This window comes from Micromonospora sp. NBC_00821 (assembly GCF_036347035.1).
GTDB lineage: Bacteria > Actinomycetota > Actinomycetes > Mycobacteriales > Micromonosporaceae > Micromonospora > Micromonospora hortensis.
On the sequence record NZ_CP108880.1, the window covers coordinates 2,398,087 to 2,416,881 of the forward strand.

Annotated in this window: 15 protein-coding genes; 13 read left to right on the forward strand and 2 right to left on the reverse strand. The window is 70.0% G+C overall.

Annotated features, from left to right (window positions below; genetic code table 11):
* Nucleotide 1 precedes the first annotated feature (1 nt).
* Together OHB44_RS10995 and OHB44_RS11000 are read right to left on the reverse strand one after the other, a co-directional pair.
* Nucleotides 2-2,203, reverse strand: coding sequence for a hypothetical protein (locus OHB44_RS10995; RefSeq protein WP_238686391.1), 2,202 nt, complete (start codon nt 2,201-2,203; stop codon nt 2-4).
* Between the two features lie 177 nt (nt 2,204-2,380).
* Complete coding sequence (locus OHB44_RS11000; protein WP_330440704.1) at nt 2,381-3,352, reverse strand: AraC family transcriptional regulator; 972 nt, start codon at nt 3,350-3,352, stop codon at nt 2,381-2,383.
* Nucleotides 3,353-3,436: 84 nt separating this feature from the next.
* On the opposite strand from OHB44_RS11000, the gene OHB44_RS11005 reads away from it, so the two are divergent.
* From OHB44_RS11005 to araA, 13 genes are all read left to right on the forward strand, one after another.
* Nucleotides 3,437-4,405, forward strand: coding sequence for an SDR family NAD(P)-dependent oxidoreductase (locus tag OHB44_RS11005; RefSeq protein ID WP_330440706.1), 969 nt, complete (start codon nt 3,437-3,439; stop codon nt 4,403-4,405).
* A gap of 57 nt (nt 4,406-4,462) precedes the next feature.
* Nucleotides 4,463-5,611 (forward strand): FUSC family protein, encoded by a 1,149-nt coding sequence (locus OHB44_RS11010; protein WP_238686388.1) that lies wholly within the window; start codon nt 4,463-4,465, stop codon nt 5,609-5,611.
* A gap of 91 nt (nt 5,612-5,702) precedes the next feature.
* Complete coding sequence (locus tag OHB44_RS11015; protein WP_330440707.1) at nt 5,703-6,227, forward strand: hypothetical protein; 525 nt, start codon at nt 5,703-5,705, stop codon at nt 6,225-6,227.
* A gap of 73 nt (nt 6,228-6,300) precedes the next feature.
* On the forward strand, nt 6,301-7,143 hold the full coding sequence (locus OHB44_RS11020) for a DUF4097 family beta strand repeat-containing protein (RefSeq protein ID WP_266303179.1): 843 nt from the start codon (nt 6,301-6,303) through the stop codon (nt 7,141-7,143).
* A gap of 32 nt (nt 7,144-7,175) precedes the next feature.
* Nucleotides 7,176-8,153 (forward strand): ATP-binding cassette domain-containing protein, encoded by a 978-nt coding sequence (locus tag OHB44_RS11025; protein WP_330440709.1) that lies wholly within the window; start codon nt 7,176-7,178, stop codon nt 8,151-8,153.
* Nucleotides 8,150-8,938 carry an ABC transporter permease gene (locus OHB44_RS11030; RefSeq protein WP_330440710.1) on the forward strand — a complete coding sequence of 263 codons (789 nt, stop codon included), beginning with the start codon at nt 8,150-8,152 and terminating at the stop codon, nt 8,936-8,938. Before OHB44_RS11025 ends, OHB44_RS11030 begins: the two co-directional genes overlap by 4 nt.
* A gap of 735 nt (nt 8,939-9,673) precedes the next feature.
* Nucleotides 9,674-11,356, forward strand: coding sequence for a ribulokinase (gene araB, locus OHB44_RS11035; protein WP_330440712.1), 1,683 nt, complete (start codon nt 9,674-9,676; stop codon nt 11,354-11,356).
* Complete coding sequence (locus OHB44_RS11040; RefSeq protein ID WP_238686382.1) at nt 11,353-12,045, forward strand: L-ribulose-5-phosphate 4-epimerase; 693 nt, start codon at nt 11,353-11,355, stop codon at nt 12,043-12,045. The genes araB and OHB44_RS11040 overlap by 4 nt, the downstream gene beginning before the upstream one ends.
* A 129-nt stretch (nt 12,046-12,174) precedes the next feature.
* Entirely contained in the window at nt 12,175-13,179 is a 1,005-nt protein-coding gene (locus OHB44_RS11045; protein ID WP_372488391.1) for an ABC transporter substrate-binding protein, read from the forward strand.
* A 191-nt stretch (nt 13,180-13,370) separates the two neighbouring features.
* The gene (locus tag OHB44_RS11050) at nt 13,371-14,912 is read left to right on the forward strand and encodes a sugar ABC transporter ATP-binding protein (protein ID WP_238686381.1); all 1,542 of its coding nucleotides are present in this window, start codon (nt 13,371-13,373) and stop codon (nt 14,910-14,912) included.
* Entirely contained in the window at nt 14,909-15,979 is a 1,071-nt protein-coding gene (locus OHB44_RS11055; protein WP_238686380.1) for an ABC transporter permease, read from the forward strand. Before OHB44_RS11050 ends, OHB44_RS11055 begins: the two co-directional genes overlap by 4 nt.
* Nucleotides 15,976-16,965 (forward strand): galactofuranose ABC transporter, permease protein YjfF, encoded by a 990-nt coding sequence (gene yjfF, locus OHB44_RS11060; RefSeq protein WP_238686379.1) that lies wholly within the window; start codon nt 15,976-15,978, stop codon nt 16,963-16,965. Before OHB44_RS11055 ends, yjfF begins: the two co-directional genes overlap by 4 nt.
* A 26-nt stretch (nt 16,966-16,991) precedes the next feature.
* Nucleotides 16,992-18,494 (forward strand): L-arabinose isomerase, encoded by a 1,503-nt coding sequence (gene araA / locus OHB44_RS11065; RefSeq protein WP_330440714.1) that lies wholly within the window; start codon nt 16,992-16,994, stop codon nt 18,492-18,494.
* Nucleotides 18,495-18,795: the final 301 nt, after the last annotated feature.

Consider the following 18,795-nt stretch of genomic DNA (forward strand, 5'->3'; position numbering starts at 1 on the left):
GCTACCTCGGCGTCCCGGGCGGGCCGGCCCGCCCACCGAGGCGCTGCACCAACTCCCGTACCGCCTCGATGAACGGCTCGTCGGACTCGCCCGGCCAGTGCCCGTGGATGGCTGGGGCGACGCTGTCCCCGGGGGGTGTCACCACGTCACGGGGGTCACGCTGTCGACGATCCACAGCGGCGGCCGGGTCACCGGTGGTGGCCGGCGCGGGTGCGGGACGTGGCGAGAAGATCCAGCCACCGATGGGGTCGGTGTCGCGCCACAGGTTCACCCAGCGCCAACCCACCCGCTGGCCGATCTCGTGCAGTGCCGCATCGTCGACGTAGGCGGGGAAGAGTCGTGCGTAGAGGCGGCGCAGCGGTGATCCGTGGGTGAGCAGGGCGACCCGGTCGCCGACCTGCGGCGGCAGTTGGAGCACAGTGGCGGCGAGCAGGACCGAGCCGTGGCTGTGCCCGGTGAGCAGCACCGCGTCGCCGCGCTCGACGAGGTAGGTGATCCGGCGGACCAGTTCCGGCACGGCCCGCTCGGCGTAGCAGGGCGGCGCGAACGGGTGGGCGGCCCGGGGCCAGAAGGTGCCGAGGTCCCAGAGGACACCGATGTGCCGGCGGTACGGCTCGGTCCGGTACGCGAAGATGCCGCCGATGATCAGGCCGAGGATGATCGCCGCGATCACCCAGCTGGCGAACACGATGGCGAACGTGGTCGCCGCCGCCGGCAATCCAATGTTCCGCTCGATGACGTCGCCCGGGAACTGCCCGAGCAGGCCGATCGTGGTGGTGGCCGTGCCGAGTCCGGCGAGGCAGCCGTAGACCACTGCCAACGGCACCAGTTTCTCGGTGAAGCGAGCCCGGGCTATCGCGTCTCGGACCTGCCGCAGTCGGGGCCCTGCCTCGGCCGGCGGGTTCGGGAAGTCGCGCGCGACGATCCCCTCGCCAGCCCGGCGTCGACCGCGACGGGAGATCAGGATGACGAGGCCGGCGACGATCGCGGTGATCAGCACCGCGCGGAAGAAGCCGTAGATCGCCCAGACGAAGGCCCGGGGTGGGCCCGCGGCGACGCCCTCCACGGTTGGGGCGTCGCGATCCAGGAAATCCGCCACCCGGCCGACCAGTTCGGCCGAGTACGCCACCGCCATGCTGATCCCGGTGGCGGCGACGACGAGAGCGCCCAGCCCGAACAGCGGGATGGCGCTGCGCTCCCGGCGCTGCTGCCAGAGCAGCACCACGCCCAGCGCGGTCAGCAGCGTCGTCTGGGCCACGAACAGACCAGTCAGCGTCGAGTCGTAGCCGGGGAGCTCCCGCTCCTCTGGCCAGGGTTGCGAACTGGTCAGCACGTGCGCCACGACGACCACGGTCAGGATGATGGCAGCGGTCCGGAGGGTGCGGGTGACCCGGTCGAGCCGCCGGTCGTCGGGGGCCCGGTCGATCAGGGGCGGCGTGCAGAGCAGCCCCACGCAGCCCGCCAGGATCACCCCCGTGACCGCGGTCAGCGCGATCGTGGCCGCCGAAGCGCCACTCGCGCCGCGAGCCAGGAGCAGGGCGAGGTCCAGCGTCGCGAAGGCCACCGCGACATGGATGGCGCGCAACCGGCCCACCAGTGGCTCGGCGTCCCACTGACCGAGGGTGCCGAGTCGGGATGTGGAGATGTCCTCATCGGGTGCGCGAAACGCCTCGAACGTCCGCTCCGGTCGGCAGCTGACCCGCCAGATCAGGCCGATCGCGGCGGCCGGGACCAGCGCGAGCACCGCCAGCCGCAGTCCGACCGGCCGTCCACCCAACCAGGACAACCAACTGCGTCCGGCCAGGCAGTCCGGCGACGCCAGACACTTCCATCCGACGAGGTCCAGGGCGACGCCGGCGATGGCGAGCACGTACAGCACTGTGAGCGTGAGTGCCAGCAGCCGGCAGAGGGACTTGACCGTCGCCTCGGAACTCGGGTTCGCCGGGCGCATCCAGATCGCGACGTTGACAAGCATGAAGGGGAGCAGGAAGACCACCGCCAGGGTGCGGGCCACAGTCCCGGAGGGCAGGTCACCCCAGCGGTACGCCTCACGCGTCACCCCGTGTTCGCCGGTGCTGTCCGAGTACCGGGGGCGCGGCCGGTAGAACCCACCACTGCGGTCACCGGCGACCTGCGCGGTCTGTCCCAGGCCCAGCACCTGTGCGGCGCTCGCGCCGGAGACGCCGTGCACCCGTAGCTCCACGACGCCACCGGAGCTGTCCGCCCCGCTCAACCGCTCTGGCCCATCCCACGTCCCCCCGAGGCGTCTCGCCGTCCGTCCCGCGACCCAGCCTCGACGGCACGCGCCGGGGCCGCCGACCGGGTGACGGCAGCGGGTTCTACCCGAACCGGACCCGCTCAATCTCGACCGGCCGGGGCGCTACCACCCAGGCAGGGCCGGACCGGCGGTCACTGCCGCTTCGGGTACGTCGTTCCGGCCCTCCCTCGCCAGCTCGGTGCGGTAGGCGCGCGGTGAGAGGCCGGTGGTGCGCTTGAAAGCCACGCTGAGCGCGCTCTCCGAGCGGTATCCGACGGCCTGGGCGATGGTGGCGACCGTGTCGGAGCTGCGCCGGATGCGGTCGGCCGCGAGTTCGATCCGCCACCCGGTCAGGTACTCCAGTGGACCCACCCCGACGACCTTCTTGAATCGGGCCGCCAGCGTCGACCGGGAGACGGTGGCCGCCCGGGCGACCTCGTCCACCGTCCACGCGTGCGCGGGTCGTGCGTGCATCGCTCGTAGCGCGGGAGCGACCACCGGGTCGGTGAGACCGGCCAGCCACCCCGAGGTGGGCTGTTCGTGGCGGGCCAGGTGCAGCCGCAGGACTCGGATCAACAGGACCAGCGCCAGGTGCTCGGCGACGAGGTGGGAGCCGAGTCGCGTGGATCGCAGCTCCGCGTCGATCTCGCCGAGGGCCCACTGGACGGTACTGGCCTCCGGGGTGTCGGCGGGCACGTGGATGACCGGCGGGAGGTTGTCGAGCAGGAGGCTGCGTGCCCGTCCGCCCAGGGTGAAGGCACCGCCGATGAGGAACACGTCGTCACCGTCGCCGACGTGCGCCGCACCGTCGGTGGCAGCCGTGAAGATCGGGTACGCGGGCTGGACCGGCACATCAGGGTCGCTGAAGAGGGTGTAGGCCGCCGGTCGGGTCAGCAGGAAGCAGTCGCCCGTACCGAGGTTGATCACCTCGGGGTGGCCGTCGACCCGAAGCGAGCATCGGCCCCGACGGACGGCGTTGAACTTGGCCCCCGTCGGTGGTTCGAAACCGACCGCCCAGCGTCCGCCCCCGACCAGGCCGGCGGAGACGTGGCTCGTCGCGCCGAGCAGGGCCAGGACATCCTCCAGCGGATCCATCCCCACCTCTTCTGGACGCTCACGAAAGTATGAAGGACTCCAGGCTATAGGCAGTCTGATCCGAGCGTTCGTAGCCTGGGTTTCATGACAGCGAACCCACGCCTCACCACCCCGTTCCACGCACGCACCACCGCCGCCGAGGTCCTCGACGGTGTCGACCTCACCGGACAGCGGATGATCGTCACCGGGGGCGCCTCCGGCATCGGTGTGGAGACGGTGCGCGCGCTGGCCGGGGCCGGCGCCGACGTCACCATCGCGACCCGGAATCCTCGGGCGGCTGACCGGCTCGCCGAGGAGTTCGCCACCGATGCCGCAGTGGGCACCGTCCGGTCGTCCGCCCTCGATCTCTCCGACCTGGCGTCGGTCGACGCCTTCGTCGCGGCCTGGCAGGGCCCGCTCGACGTGCTGGTGGCCAACGCCGGAATCATGGCGATCCCGACCCGCCAGCTGACCGCCGTGGGCTGGGAACTCCAACTCGCGACGAACCACCTCGGTCACTTCGCGCTGGCCCGGGGGCTGCACGACAATCTGCGGGCCGCCGAGGCGGCCCGGGTCGTGATGGTCAGCTCCGGGGCGCACCTTGCCACGCCGTTCGACTTCGACGATCCGCAGTTCGAGCGGCGGCCGTACGATCCGTGGTCGGCCTACGGCCAGTCGAAGACCGCGGAGGTTCTGCTCGCGGTCGGCATCACCCGCCAGTGGGCGGGGGACGGGATCACCGCGAACGCCCTCAACCCCGGGTACATCTTCACCAACCTCCAGCGCCACATCGACGACGACACGATGCGGGCGATGGGCGCGATGGACGAAGCGGGCAACCTCATCGAGGCGGAGTACTACAAGAAGCCCGACCAGGGCGCGTCGACCACGGTGCTGCTCGCCGGCTCACCACTGCTCGACGGCGTCGGCGGCCGGTACTTCGACGACAACCAGGAGGCCGAGGTCGTTCCCGGTGGTCCCGACGCCACCGGCGGAGTCGCCGCCCACGCGCTGGACCCGGCCGCGGCCGACCGGCTCTGGGCGTACGCCGAGAAGGCGCTCGCCTCGCGCTGAGGACGGCCGGGCCGTGCCGGCGAGGATTGACCCGGTCGTGGCGGGGTAGGTGCCGCCATGGTCGCTGCCGGTCGGCGCGGAGCGGACGCGGGCCCGTCGACCGTCGCCCGGTGGTGGGACCGCTTGGTGGCCGCGCTGCGCGACCGGGTCCGACGAGTGCGAACCATCGGTGGCCTGGCCCTGCAGGCCGGCCTGGCCGCGGGGCTGTCCTGGTTCGTGGCGCATTCGCTGCTGCAGGTGTCGCAGCCGGTCTTCGCGCCGATCTCCGCCGTCTCGACGCTCGCCGCGTCGGTTGGTCAGCGGTTGCGTCGCACCGTCGAACTGATCATCGGTGTCACCGTCGGAGTGCTGATCGGCGACCTGCTCCTCCTGGTGATCGGCACCGGGTGGTGGCAACTCGCCTTGATCGTCACGCTGGCGATCGTCGTCGCGCTCTTCCTCGCGGGGAGCGCTGCGGTGGTGGTCCAGGCCGGGGCGACGGCGGTGCTCATCGCCACGCTCAGCCCGGCCGTCCGGGATCTGGAGATCCCCCGGTTCGTGGACGCGCTCGTCGGGGGAGGAGTGGCGCTGCTGGTCACCGCCGTGTTGCTGCCGTTGAACCCGCTGCGCGTGCTCAACCGGGCCGCGCGGCCGGCGTTGGATCTCCTCGCGTCCCAGCTCGACGCCACCGCCGAGGCGTTGACCGAGCGGGATGCCGCTCGGGCCCGTACCGCCCGCAGTGAGCTGCGGCAGAGCGCGGGCCGGTTGAAGGCGTTCGTCGAGGCGACCCAGGGCGCCCGAGAGGCGAGCACCCTGTCGCCGGTGTACTGGCATCAGCGGCACGGGCCGGTGGGCCGCTACGCGCAGGCGGCGGAGCCGATCGACCGGGCGATGCGCAACAGCGGCACCCTGATCCGACGATCGGTGACGCTCATCGAGGACGGCGAGCCGGTGCCGGAGTCGTTGCCGACGGCGGTGGCCGATCTCGCCGAGGCAGTCCGCCTTCTCAAGCGGCAGTTCGCCGCCGGCGCCGAGCCGAACCGGGCCCGGGAGCAGGCGCTACGGGCGGTCCGGACGGCCGGGCACGCCTATCGGGACGGCGTTGGCTTCTCTGGTGCGGTGGTGGTGGCACAGATCCGGACGACCGTCAGTGACCTCCTGGTCGCCTCCGGGCTGAGCCAGGAGGATGCGAATCACCTGGTCAGGAGGCTTTTCGGCGACCTCTGAGAGTCAGGTGACCCGCAGTGGAGCCAGGTGGCGGCGTCTTCTTGAGCCATGACTGTTGCACTCTGAGCCAAAGTGGTGCCATGATGGTGTCATGGAGCTGAGGTCATACGTCGAGAACCTGCGTAACGAGTTCGCCGTGGCTGCGGAGGGCGTGGACCCGGAAGCCCGGGCACTGGCCGAACGACTCTTCGCGCAGTTGGAGGCGGCCACCCGTCTCACGCTGCTCGAAGCGCTGTCCGACGCGGCCGACGAGATCACCCGCGACCTCGCACCGGGCTCGGTGCACGTCCGGTTGCGCGGGCGCGAACCCGACTTCGTGGTGACGCCGGCCAGCCCGCCGGTCGAGGTGGCGAGTGAGCCCAGCGGCCCGCCACCGCTGTCGGTGCCGGTGTCCGCGCCCGACGGCGACGAGGGCGGCACCTCGCGCATCAACCTGCGGATCCCCGACCACCTGAAGGCCAGCGTCGAGGAGGCCGCCGGCCGCGCCGGGCTCTCGGTCAACGCCTGGCTGGTGCGCGCCGTCGCCGGTGCCATCGGGGCGGGCGACACGCAGCGTCATCCACCACGCCGGGTGGAGCCGACCTCCGGCCAGCACTTCACCGGCTGGGCCCGCTAACTCTCCGTACCCCTTCCACCGCCACGCCGCTGACCAGCGGCGACCTCCGCCGACCACAGTTCGGGAGACCACCATGCCTATTTTCGAGACGCCAGAACCGATTTCCGTCCAGATCGAGCTGCCGATCGGCGATGCCTGGATCGCCGCGAGCGACCGCACCGACACGGTGGTGACCGTGCGGCCCCGCGACCCGTCGAGCAAGGCCGACGTGGGCGCCGCCGAACAGACCACGGTCGAGTACGCCGCAGGGAAACTGCTGATCCGGGTGCCGAAGAGCTGGCGCCGCTACGGGTTCGGCCCCGGGCCGTCGGTCGACGTCCTGATCGAGGTGCCGACCGGGTCGCGACTGCACGCCGAGTCGTCGTGGGCGGCGTTCCGCAGCGAGGGTCGGCTCGGCGAGTGCCTGATCAAGACCGGCAGCGGCATCCGACTCGACGAGACCGGGCCGTTGGAGATCGACAGTAGCCACGGCGAGGTCACGGTCGAGCGTGTGTTGGGCTCCGCCCGGGTGAAGGTCTCATCCGGCAAGGTGCGCCTCGGCGCGGTCGACGGCACCGTCGAGATCAAGAATTCGTCCGGCGACTGCTGGATCGGCCGCAGCGGCGGCGCGGCCCGGATCAACACGGCCTACGGCGACATCACAGTGGACGCGTCGACGGCCTCGGTGACGGCCCGCACCGCCTACGGGAACCTCCGGCTGGGTGAGGTCGTCCGGGGGGCGGTCGACCTGCAGACCTCCTACGGTGCGATCGAGGTCGGCATCCGTCGCGGGACCGCCGCCTGGCTCGACCTCAGTTCCAAGCACGGCCGCGTGCACAACGCGCTGGAGTCGACCGACAGCCCGGCGCAGACCGACGAGACGGCCGAGGTTCGCGCGAACACCTCCTACGGCGACATCACGATCCGTCGCGCCTGACAACCCGCACGACGACCACAAATGAGGAGACCATGACCAGCTCCATGAACCCCGCGATCGTCGCCACCGACCTGCGCAAGTCCTACGGCGACAAGGTCGTGCTGGACGGCATCGACCTGATGATCACCGAGGGCACCATCTTCGCGTTGCTCGGTCCGAACGGCGCCGGCAAGACCACCACGGTGCAGATTCTCTCCACCCTGATCGACGCCGACGGCGGCAACGCCCGCGTCTTCGGCCACGACCTGACCCGGGAACCCGACGCGGTACGCGCCCTGATCGGCGTCACCGGCCAGTTCTCCGCCGTCGACAACCTGCTCACCGGTCGGGAGAACCTGACCCTGATGGCCGACCTGTGCCACCTGGACAGGGCCGCCGGTCGGCGGCGCATCGCCGACCTGCTCGACCAGTTCGACCTGACCGAGGCGGCGGGCAAGCCGGTGTCCACGTACTCCGGCGGCATGCGCCGCCGGCTCGACCTCGCGATGACCCTGGTCGGCGAGCCCCGCGTCATCTTCCTCGACGAGCCGACCACCGGCCTCGACCCGCGCAGCCGCCGGGCCATGTGGCACATCATCCGCGCACTCGCCGCCGAGGGCGTGACCATCCTGCTCACCACGCAGTACCTGGAGGAGGCCGACCAGCTCGCCGACCGGGTGGCGTTCCTCGACCACGGCCGGCTCATCGCCGAGGGCACGCCGCGCGAGCTCAAGCGGCTCATCCCAGGCGGCCACGTCGTGCTGCAGTTCGCCGACCAGGAAGGGCTCGACGTGGCGGCCCGGACGTTCGGGGCCGCCACCCGGGACGACGCGGCCCTCACCCTCCAGGTGCCGAGTGACGGCGGGGTCGGGTCGCTGCGATCCCTGCTCGACCAGCTCGACAGCGCCTCGATCAGCGTGGCGGGGCTCTCCGTGCACACCCCCGACCTTGACGACGTCTTCCTCACCCTCACCGGTCAGCCCGACACCCGGGCCAGCCGACCCGACCACGAAAGGGCTCCCGCGCGATGAGCACCCTCTCCCTCGCCGTCCGCGACTCGAGCACGATGCTGCGGCGCAACCTGCTGCACATGCGGCGGTACCCGTCGATGACGTTCCTGCTCATCGGCATCCCGATCATCATCCTGCTGCTCTTCGTCTACGTCTTCGGCGGCACGCTCGGCGCCGGCCTCGGCCCGTCCGGCGACCGCTCCCAGTACGCCAACTACGTCACCCCCGGCATCCTGCTCATCACAGTGGTCAGCGCCGCGCAGGGCACCGCCATCTCGGTCGCGATGGACATGACCGAGGGGATCATCGCCCGGTTCCGCACGATGTCGATCTTCCGACCGTCGGTCCTGACGGGTCACGTACTGGGCAGCCTGGCGCAGACCCTGCTCAGCCTCGTGGCCGTCACCGTCGTGGCGCTGCTGGTCGGGTTCCGGCCCAACGCCAACGCGGTCGAGTGGCTCGCGGCGATCGGCGTGCTCGCCATGATCACCTTTGCGCTGACCTGGCTGTCCGTCGCCCTCGGCCTGGTCAGTGACAGTGTCGAGACGGCCAGCAACCTGCCCATGCCGCTGATCCTCCTGCCGTTCCTCGGCAGTGGGTTCGTCCCCACCGACTCGATGCCGACCGCCGTGCGGTTGTTCGCGGACTACCAGCCCTTCACGCCCGTCATGGAGACCCTTCGCGGCCTGCTCCTCGGTACCGGGATCGGCGCCAACGGGCTCATCGCGGTCGTCTGGTGTGCCGTCATCACGGTGGGCTGCTTCCTGTGGGCCAAGGCCCTGTACAACCGCAACCGGACAGCCTGATCCGACCGGCGCGCTCGGTCCCGCCAACGCAACGAAGAGCCGGCGGCTTGGCCCACAGGGGTCGGGCCGCCGGCTCGTGGCGTCCCCGGGATCCGGCGGATCGGCGGCGCGAGCGTGTGAAAGGGCGGCGGATTGCCGGTGCGAGTGCGTGATCGACTCAGCTTCGTGACGTCGGCCGATCGTGCCGCCGTGGACCCCGCGACTTCAAGGAACGCGAGTGGATCGTCCGCCCGACGCGCCTCTGGGCGCCGCGGGCCGACCGGGCGGCACGGGCGCGCCAAGACGTTGAATGTTATCGATAACACCGGGCCGCCGGCCGGCTTCGCGCCGGGCGGGTCGCCCTCCGGAGCGCTCAGTCATGAGCCCGCATGGTCGTCGATGGCTGTCGAGTGGATCCGAGCGCGCGACCGCGGCGCCCCGGGAATGTTATCGCTGCCATCATCGCCGGGGGAACAAGTGGTCGCTATCGGACCACGATGCCGCGATGTGCGGCGTCCTGGACCTGTCGCGTCGCCTGTTGACGGGCCTCCGGGCGGCGGTCGTACCGGCCGTGGGCCCCATTCGTCGGATGGCTGCGGCAGTTGAGGCCGGAATCTTGGGGTTTGCACCGGTCCGCTATCTACCCTCCCGAGTCGGTCCGCCTTCCGCGTTCCGTTACGGAGCTGTTGCGGGTAGATGTCTTGACGAGCCTGGATGTGAGCGTTAACACTATCCCCGTTAACGGTGGAGGTGAACATGAACCGTGTGGACGGAGCTAACGACCGCTACGTCGTCGGTGTCGACTACGGCACCCTGTCCGGGCGAGCTCTGGTGGTCCGTGTCGGCGATGGTGCCGAGTTGGGGACCGCGGTGCACGAGTATGGCGATGGCGTGATCAGCACGGCGCTTCCGGGAGGTCGAACCCTGCCCCCGGACTGGGCCCTGCAGAACCCGCAGGACTACCGCGACGTTCTGCGGTACGCCGTCCCGGCGGCGGTATCCGCCGCGGGGGTGGACCCGGCGGCGGTGGTCGGCATCGGCATCGACTTCACCGCCTGCACCGTGCTGCCGACGCTCGCCGACGGCACCCCGCTGTGCGAGACGCCCGAGCTGCGCGACCGACCGCACGCCTGGGTCAAGCTGTGGAAGCACCACGCCGCGCAGCCGCACGCCGACCGGATCAACGCGCTGGCCCATGAGCGGGCCGAGCCGTGGATCGGCCGGTACGGCGGCAAGATCTCCGCCGAGTGGCAGTACGCCAAGGGCCTGCAGATCCTGGAGGAGGACCCGGAGGTCTACGACCGGGCCGAGCGCTTCATCGAGGCGGCCGACTGGATCGTCTGGCAACTCTGCGGCACCGAGACCCGCAACGTCTGCACGGCCGGCTACAAGGGCATCCTGCAGGACGGCCACTACCCCTCCGAGGGCTTCCTGACCGCGCTCAACCCCAACTTCGGCGACTTCGTGGCCAAGCTGGACGGCCCGTTGCTGCCCCTCGGCGCCCGGGCCGGCGCGCTCACCGCCCAGGCCGCCGCCTGGACCGGCCTGCCGGAGGGGATCGCGGTGGCCGTCGGCAACGTCGACGCGCACGTCACCGCTGCGTCCGCGCAGGCGGTGCAGCCCGGTCGGCTGGTCGCCATCATGGGCACCTCGACCTGCCACGTCGTCAACGGCGCGGAGGTCGCCGAGGTGGCCGGCATGTGCGGTGTGGTCGACGGCGGCATCAGCCCCGGCGCGTGGGGTTACGAGGCCGGGCAGAGCGGCGTCGGCGACATCTTCGGCTGGTTCGTCGACCACGCCGCTCCGGCCGGCGTCGACTCGCACGAACGCCTCACCGAACTGGCCGCGAGTCAGCCCGTCGGCGCGCACGGCCTGATCGCGTTGGACTGGTGGAACGGCAACCGCTCCCTGCTGGTCAACCACGACCTCAGCGGGATGATCGTCGGCATGACCCTGGCCACCCGGCCAGCGGACATCTACCGGGCCCTGCTGGAGTCCACCGCGTACGGCACCCGGATGATCATCGAGGCGTTCGTCGACGCCGGGGTCCCGGTGAACGACCTGGTGATCGCCGGTGGTCTGACAAACAACGCGCTGCTGATGCAGATCTACGCCGACGTGACCAGGCGACCGCTGAACATCATCGCCTCGGCGCAGGGTCCGGCGCTGGGCTCGGCGATCCACGCTGCCGTCGCCGCCGGTGAGTTCCCCTCGATCCACGAGGCGTCGCAGGCGATGGGTCGGGTGCACGAGGCCGTCTACCGTCCGGACCCCGAGCGGGCCCGCGCCTACGACGCCCTCTACGCCGAGTACCGGGCGCTGCACGACCACTTCGGTCGTGGCGGCGACGACGTCATGCTCCGCCTTCGGGCGATCCGCAACGCGGCGGTCGAGACCGCCGCGACCACCCACGAGGCCCCGCTGGAGGTGGTGGCGTGAACGCCGAGGTGACCCGACAGATCGCCGAGCTGCGCGAGACCGTCGCCCGCCTGCACGCCGAGCTGACCCGGTACAACCTGGTCGCCTGGACGTCCGGCAACGTCTCCGCGCGGGTCCCCGGCCAGGACCTGATGGTGATCAAGCCGAGTGGGGTGAGCTACGACGACCTCACCGCGGCCACGATGGTGGTGTGCGACCTCGACGGCGTTCTCGTCGAGGGCGACTTCGCTCCGTCCAGCGACACCGCCGCCCACGCCTACGTCTACCGGGCCATGCCCGAGGTCGGTGGGGTCGTGCACACGCACAGCTCGTACGCGACCGCCTGGGCCGCGTGTGGGGAGTCGATCCCGTGCCACCTCACCGCCCAGGCCGACGAGTTCGGTGGGGAGATCCCGATCGGCCCGTTCGCGCTGATCGGCGGCGACGACATCGGCAAGGGCATCGTCGCCACGCTCGCCGGGCACCGCTCGCCCGCGGTGCTGATGCGCAACCACGGCGTGTTCACCATCGGCCGCGACGCCCGCGCGGCGGTCAAGGCGGCGGTCATGTGCGAGGACGTGGCCCGCACCGCGCACCTGGCCCACACCCTCGGGCAGCCGGTCCCGATGGCACAGGCCGACATCGACTCGCTCTACGACCGCTACCAGAACGTCTACGGCCAACAACCAGTCGCACCGGCGGGTTCCTGACCCTGCACCGATAAACCGGGACCCGTCGGTCTGCACCACGACGCACCAGCACGCACCACCCGCGTACGCCGCTCTTTCGCACCTCGGCGGTTGGCGCGGTTACCCACCACATCCAGCCAAGGAGATTCGATGGGAAAGATGCGAACGCAGTCCGCTCCGTGGCGCGCTGCCGCGGTCCTCGCCAGCGTGCTGCTGGTCGGCGGCGTGGCGGCCTGCGGCAATAGCGACACGGGCGGCGGCGGCACCAAGGACGACGGCAAGATCACGATGGGCTTCTCCCAGGTCGGTGCGGAGAGCGGGTGGCGTACCGCGAACACCACCTCGATCAAGGAGGCCGCCACGGCAGCCGGGATCGAGCTGAAGTTCGACGACGCTCAGCAGAAGCAGGAAAACCAGATCAAGGCGATCCGCAACTACATCCAGCAGAAGGTCGACGTCATCGCCTTCTCGCCGGTGGTGGAGTCCGGGTGGGACACCGTGCTCAAGGAGGCCAAGGACGCCGACATCCCGGTCATCCTGACCGACCGCTCGGTGGACTCGGCCGACAAGTCGCTGTACAAGACCTTCCTCGGCTCGGACTTCGTCAAGGAGGGCAAGCTCGCCGGTGAGTGGCTGGTCGAGCAGAAGAAGACCGCCTCGGGCCCGGTGAACATCGTCGAGCTGCAGGGCAACACGGGTGCGGCGCCGGCGAACGATCGCAAGAAGGGCTTCGGTGAGGCGATCGCCGCCAACCCGAACCTGAAGATCATCGCTTCCCAGCCGGGTGACTTCACTCGCGCCGGCGGCAAGCAGGTCATGGAGCAGTTCCTCAAGGCCAACAAGAAGATCGACGTGTTGTTCGCGCACAACGACGACATGGGTCTGGGCGCGCTCGAGGCGATCACCGCCGCCGGCAAGGTGCCCGGCAAGGACATCACCATCATCACCGTCGACGCCGTCAAGGACGGCATGCAGGCTCTCGCCGACGGGAAGTTCAACTTCATCGCGGAGTGCAGCCCGCTGCTCGGCCCGCAGCTGATGGACCTGGCCAAGAAGGTCCACGCGGGCGAGGAGGTGCCGACTCGGATCGAGACCGAGGAGACCACCTTCACGACCGAGCAGGCCAAGGAAGCTCTGCCCAACCGTAAGTACTGATCGACGACGGGGTCGCCGCGTTCGCGTGGCGGCCCCGCCGCGTCGCTTTCCTACCCGAAACGGACCGGGCTTGGCCCGCGACGACCTCCGAACCACGCCCGCCCGAGCGGCCCTCCCCAGGGACGACCGGGCGGGCGTGGCGGGAGCGTAGCGGCCCTTCCGTGTCGACAACCCAGAAGAGGTCTGATGGGATGACGGATAGCCGTCCGGTCCTGACGATGACCGGGATCAGCAAGTCTTTCCCCGGGGTGCGCGCACTCCACGACGTCAACTTCCGGCTCTTTCCCGGCGAGGTGCACGCCCTGATGGGCGAGAACGGCGCCGGCAAATCCACGCTCATCAAGGTGCTCACCGGCGTCTACGACACCGACCAGGGCGCGATCACCCTCGACGGCGAGCCCGTGTCGTTCACCGGGCCAATGCAGGCGACCGCCGCCGGTGTCAGCACCGTTTTCCAGGAAGTCAACCTCTGCACCAACCTCTCGGTGGCGGAGAACATCTTCATCGGCCGTGAGCCTCGGGTCTTCGGCGCCGTCCGCTGGGGTGAGGTCCGCCGCCGCGCCCGAGCCCTGCTGGCCCGCCTCGACCTCGACCTCGACGTCAGCGCGCCACTCGGCTCGTACTCGCTCGCGATCCAGCAGATGGTCGCCATCGCCCGCGCCATCGACATCAAGGCCCGGGTGCTGATCCTGGACGAGCCGACGTCCAGCCTCGACGCCGGCGAGGTGGCGCAGCTGTTCCGCATCATGCGGCAACTGCGCGACGAGGGCATCGCGATCCTGTTCGTGACCCACTTCCTCGACCAGGTCTACGAGATCGCCGACCGGATCACCGTGCTGCGCAACGGCGGGCTCGTCGGCGAGTACCTCACCACCGAGCTGCCCCAGCTCTCCCTGGTCGAGAAGATGATCGGCAAGGAACTCGACGTCCTGGAGGGCATCGAGGAGCACTCCCGGCGGGATCTGGCCGCGCTGGAGGAGGGCACCCCCCTGGTGGCGGTGTCGAACTTCGGTCGGTCGGGTGCTGTCGAGCCGTTCAGCCTCACGATCCATGCTGGCGAGGTGGTGGGCCTTGCCGGCCTGCTGGGCTCGGGGCGTACCGAGGTCGCGCGGTTGCTGTTCGGCGCGGACCGGACCGACGGCGGTCAGGTCGCGATCGACGGCACGGCGAGCAGCCTGCGCACCCCGGCGCAGGCCATCGACCACGGTGTGGGCTTCTGTTCGGAGAACCGCCGGGCCGAGGGGATCGTCGCGGACCTGTCGGTCCGCGAGAACATGATCCTCGCCATGCAGGCGGCCCGCGGCTGGCTGCGGCCCATCCCGCGTCGCCGCCAGGACGAGCTGGTCGACAAGTACGTCAAGGCCCTCAACATCCGGCCCGCCGACCCGGAGGTGCCGGTCCGCAACCTCTCCGGCGGTAACCAGCAGAAGGTGCTGCTGGCCCGGTGGCTGATCACCGAGCCGCGACTGCTGATCCTCGACGAGCCCACCCGGGGCATCGACATCGGGGCGAAGACCGAGATCCAGAAGCTCGTGACGCAGCTGTCCGACGGTGGCATGGCGGTGCTGTTCATCTCCGCCGAGCTGGAGGAGGTGCTGCGCCTCAGCCACAAGGTGGCCGTCATGCGGGACCGGCAGATGGTCGCGCAGCTCGCCAACGACGAGAGCCTGGACGCCGACCGCATCATGCAGACCATCGCCAGCGGATCCCACCGGGAGGAGGCAGACCGATGAACGACACCATGAGCCGCTATCGGACGATGATCGGTCACCGGCTGTTCTGGCCCGCCGCCGTGCTGTTCGTCATGCTCGCCGCGAACACGATCTACCGGCCCGGGTTCCTGTCCATCGAGCTCAAGGACGGGCACCTGTACGGCACGCCGGTCGACATCCTGCGGCTGAGCGCACCGCTGATCCTGGTCGCGCTGGGCATGACCCTGGTCATCTCCACCGGCGGCATCGACCTGTCGGTGGGCTCGCTCTGCGCGATCAGCGGCGCGATCGCCTGCATGTACATCAGCAAGCAGCCCGACCAGAACAGCCTCGGCGTGGTGGTGACCGCCCTCGCGATGGCGATGGGCGTCTCGCTGGTGCTCGGCGCCTGGAACGGGGTGCTGGTGGCCGTGATCGGGATCCAACCGATCATCGCCACCCTGATCCTGATGGTCGCCGGGCGGGGTCTCGCCCAGCTGATCACCGAGGGTCAGATCATCACCATCAACTCCGAGCCGTACCGGGCGATCGGCCTGGGCCACGCGTTGACCCTGCCGTTGGCCATCTTCATCGCGCTCGCCGCGGCCCTGCTGGTCGCGGCGTTCACCCGTCGCACCGCACTCGGCATGATCATCGAGTCGGTCGGCGGCAACGCCATGGCCAGCCGGCTCGCCGGTATCCGGTCCGGCCGGGTCATCTTCCTCGCGTACGTGATCAGCGCCGCGTGTGCCGCGGTCGCCGGTTTCATGATGACGGCCAACGTCTCCAGTGCCGACGGCAACGCCGTCGGCCTCTGGGTCGAGCTGGACGCGATCCTCGCGGTCGTCATCGGCGGTACGTCCCTCGCGGGCGGCCGGTTCTTCCTGAGTGGCACGATCATCGGCGCGCTGATCATCCAGACCCTGACGACCACCGTGTACGCCATGGACATCTCACCGCAGACCTCGCTGCTGTTCAAGGCGGTCGTCGTCATCGCCGTCTGCCTGATCCAGGCACCGGCCTTCCGGGCCCGGTTCAGCCGACGGAGGCGTAACGTCCCGCCGCCCGCCACCATCGCCGACAAGCCGAAGGAGCAGGTGCCGGCATGACCACTGGAACGCTTACCGCCGGTCGTACCCGGTTCCGGCTGCCGAGGAAGCAGATACCGGTCCTGGCGACGCTCGCCCTGCTGCTGGTGATGTACGGCATCGGCGTCTCGCAGTACACGGCGTTCTCCAACGTCCAGGTCATCTTCAACGTCTTCATCGACAACAGCTTCCTGCTCGTCGTCGCGGTGGGCATGACCTTCGTGATCCTCACCGGTGGCATCGACCTGTCGGTCGGTTCGGTGGTCGCGATGACGGCGATGGTGTCGGCCGCGCTGCTGCAGGACGGCATGCCGGCGGCGTTGGTGCTGGTCATCGCCCTGCTCATCGGTCCGACGCTCGGCCTGTTGATGGGCTGCGTGATCCACTTCTTCGAGATCCAGCCGTTCATCGTCACGCTCGCCGGGATGTTCTTCGCCCGGGGCATGTGCACCTTCATCTCCGGCGCGTCGGTCCCGATCACCGACGGGTTCTGGACCTCGATGTCGCAGGAGCGGATCGGTAATCCCCAGGGCAACTTCGTGTCGATCAGCGTGCTGATCGCCTTCGTGGTGGTCGCCATCGCCGCGTACACGCTGGCCTACACCCGACTGGGCCGCAACGTGTACGCCATCGGCGGCAACCCGCAGTCGGCGCTGCTGATGGGCCTGCCGGTGGGGCGGACCCGGATCGCCGTCTACACGATCAGTGGTCTCTGCTCGGCCATCGGCGGCATCCTGCTGTCCTTCTACACCCTCTCCGGTGCGCCGCTGATCGCCGTGGGGATGGAGCTGGACGTCATCGCCGCCGTCGTCATCGGTGGCACTGTGCTCACCGGCGGCGCGGGTTACGTCTTCGGCACGGTGCTCGGCGTGCTGGTCCTCGGCGTGATCCAGACCCTCATCACCTTCGATGGGAGCCTCAACTCCTGGTGGACCAAGATCGTGATTGGTGGTCTGCTCTTCGCGTTCATCCTCCTCCAGCGCCTCATCGGAATCCGTTACAAGTGACCGCCCCTCTCGCGGAAGGCAACTCCATGGCACCACACAACGAACCCGAGATCTGGTTCCTCACCGGCAGCCAAGGCATGTACGGCGAGGAGACGCTCCGCCAGGTGGCCGAGCAGTCTCGCCAGATCGCGGCCGCACTCGACGACTCGCCGCAGATTCCCGCCCGCGTGGTCTGGAAGCCCGTCCTGACCAACAGCGGTGAGATCCTGCAGGTCTGTCGGGACGCCGCCGCTCAGGGTGCCGTCGGGGTCATCGCCTGGATGCACACGTTCTCACCGGCCAAGATGTGGATCTCCGGTCTGGACGCGTTGCAGACACCGCTGCTGCACCTGCACACCCAGGCCAACGTTCTGCTGCCGTGGAACGACATCGACATGGACTTCATGAACCTGAACCAGGCCGCCCACGGCGACCGCGAGTTCGGGTACATCCAGACGCGTCTCGGTGTGGCCCGCAAGACCGTGGCCGGGCACGTCAGCGACCCGCGGGTGACCACTCGGGTCGGGGCGTGGGCCCGTGCCGCGCTGGGCTGGTCGGCGATGCGGTCGCTGCGCCTGGCCCGCTTCGGTGACAACATGCGCGACGTCGCGGTGACCGAGGGCGACAAGGTCGAGGCCGAGCTGCGGTTCGGGGTCTCGGTCAACACCTACGGCGTCAACGACCTGGTCGAGGTGGTCGGCGAGGTCACCGACGCGCAGGTGGACGACCTGGTCAAGGAATACGAGGACACCTACCGCATCGTCGGGGAGCTGCTGCCCGGCGGCGAGCAGCACGACTCCCTGCGGTACGCCGCGCGCCTGGAGTTGGGCATGCGCGCCTTCCTGGACGCGGGCGGGTTCCGGGCCTTCACGACGAACTTCGAGGACCTCGGGGGGCTGCGTCAGCTGCCGGGCATCGCCGTGCAGCGGTTGATGGCGGACGGCTACGGCTTCGGCGGCGAGGGCGACTGGAAGACCTCGGTCCTGGTCCGCACCCTCAAGGCGATGTCGGTGGGCGTGAGCGGCGGCACGTCGTTCATGGAGGACTACACCTACGACCTCACCCCGGGCAACGAGTTGGTGCTCGGCGCCCACATGCTGGAGGTCTGCCCGACCATCGCCTCCGACGTGCCCAACGTGGAGATCCACCCGCTGAGCATCGGTGGCCGGGAGGACCCGGTCCGGCTGGTGTTCGACGCCGCATCCGGTCCGGCTGTGGTGCTCGGGCTGTCCGACATGGGGGAGCGCTTCCGGCTGGTGGCCAACGAGATCGACGTGGTGGCCCCGCCGCAACCGCTGCGCCGGTTGCCGGTCGCCCGTGCCGTCTGGCGTCCGCGCCCGGACCTGCCGGTCTCGGCCGAGGCGTGGATCACCGCGGGCGCCCCGCACCACACGGTGCTGTCGCAGGCGGTGGGCGTGGAGGAGCTGCACGACCTGGCGGAGATGAGCCGTACCGAGCTGGTCGTCATCGACGCCGACACGGAGCCCCGCCGCTTCGCCGACGAGCTGCGCTGGAACCAGGCCTACCACCGGCTGGCCCGCGGCTTCTGATTCGCGCTGTCGGATCGTACGGAAACGGGTGGTCCACCCCTGCCTGCGGGCGGGGTTGGGCCACCCGTTCGCGTGTGCGCCAGTCGGGCCCCGAGGCGATTGTGTTACGCCTTGACTAACAGCATGTTATCGCTCACAGTCTATAACCAAGATGGTCGATGTCGTTGGCTGGTCCGGCCGCGCGCGCGTCCTACCCCCGCGGTTTCGGCACCTGGTCACCGCGACGGTCGGGCGAGCGGTGTTAGCGATCACATGGCCGGGCATGGTCAGCTCGGTGCCCCGCCCGGTGCCGCGGACGCCG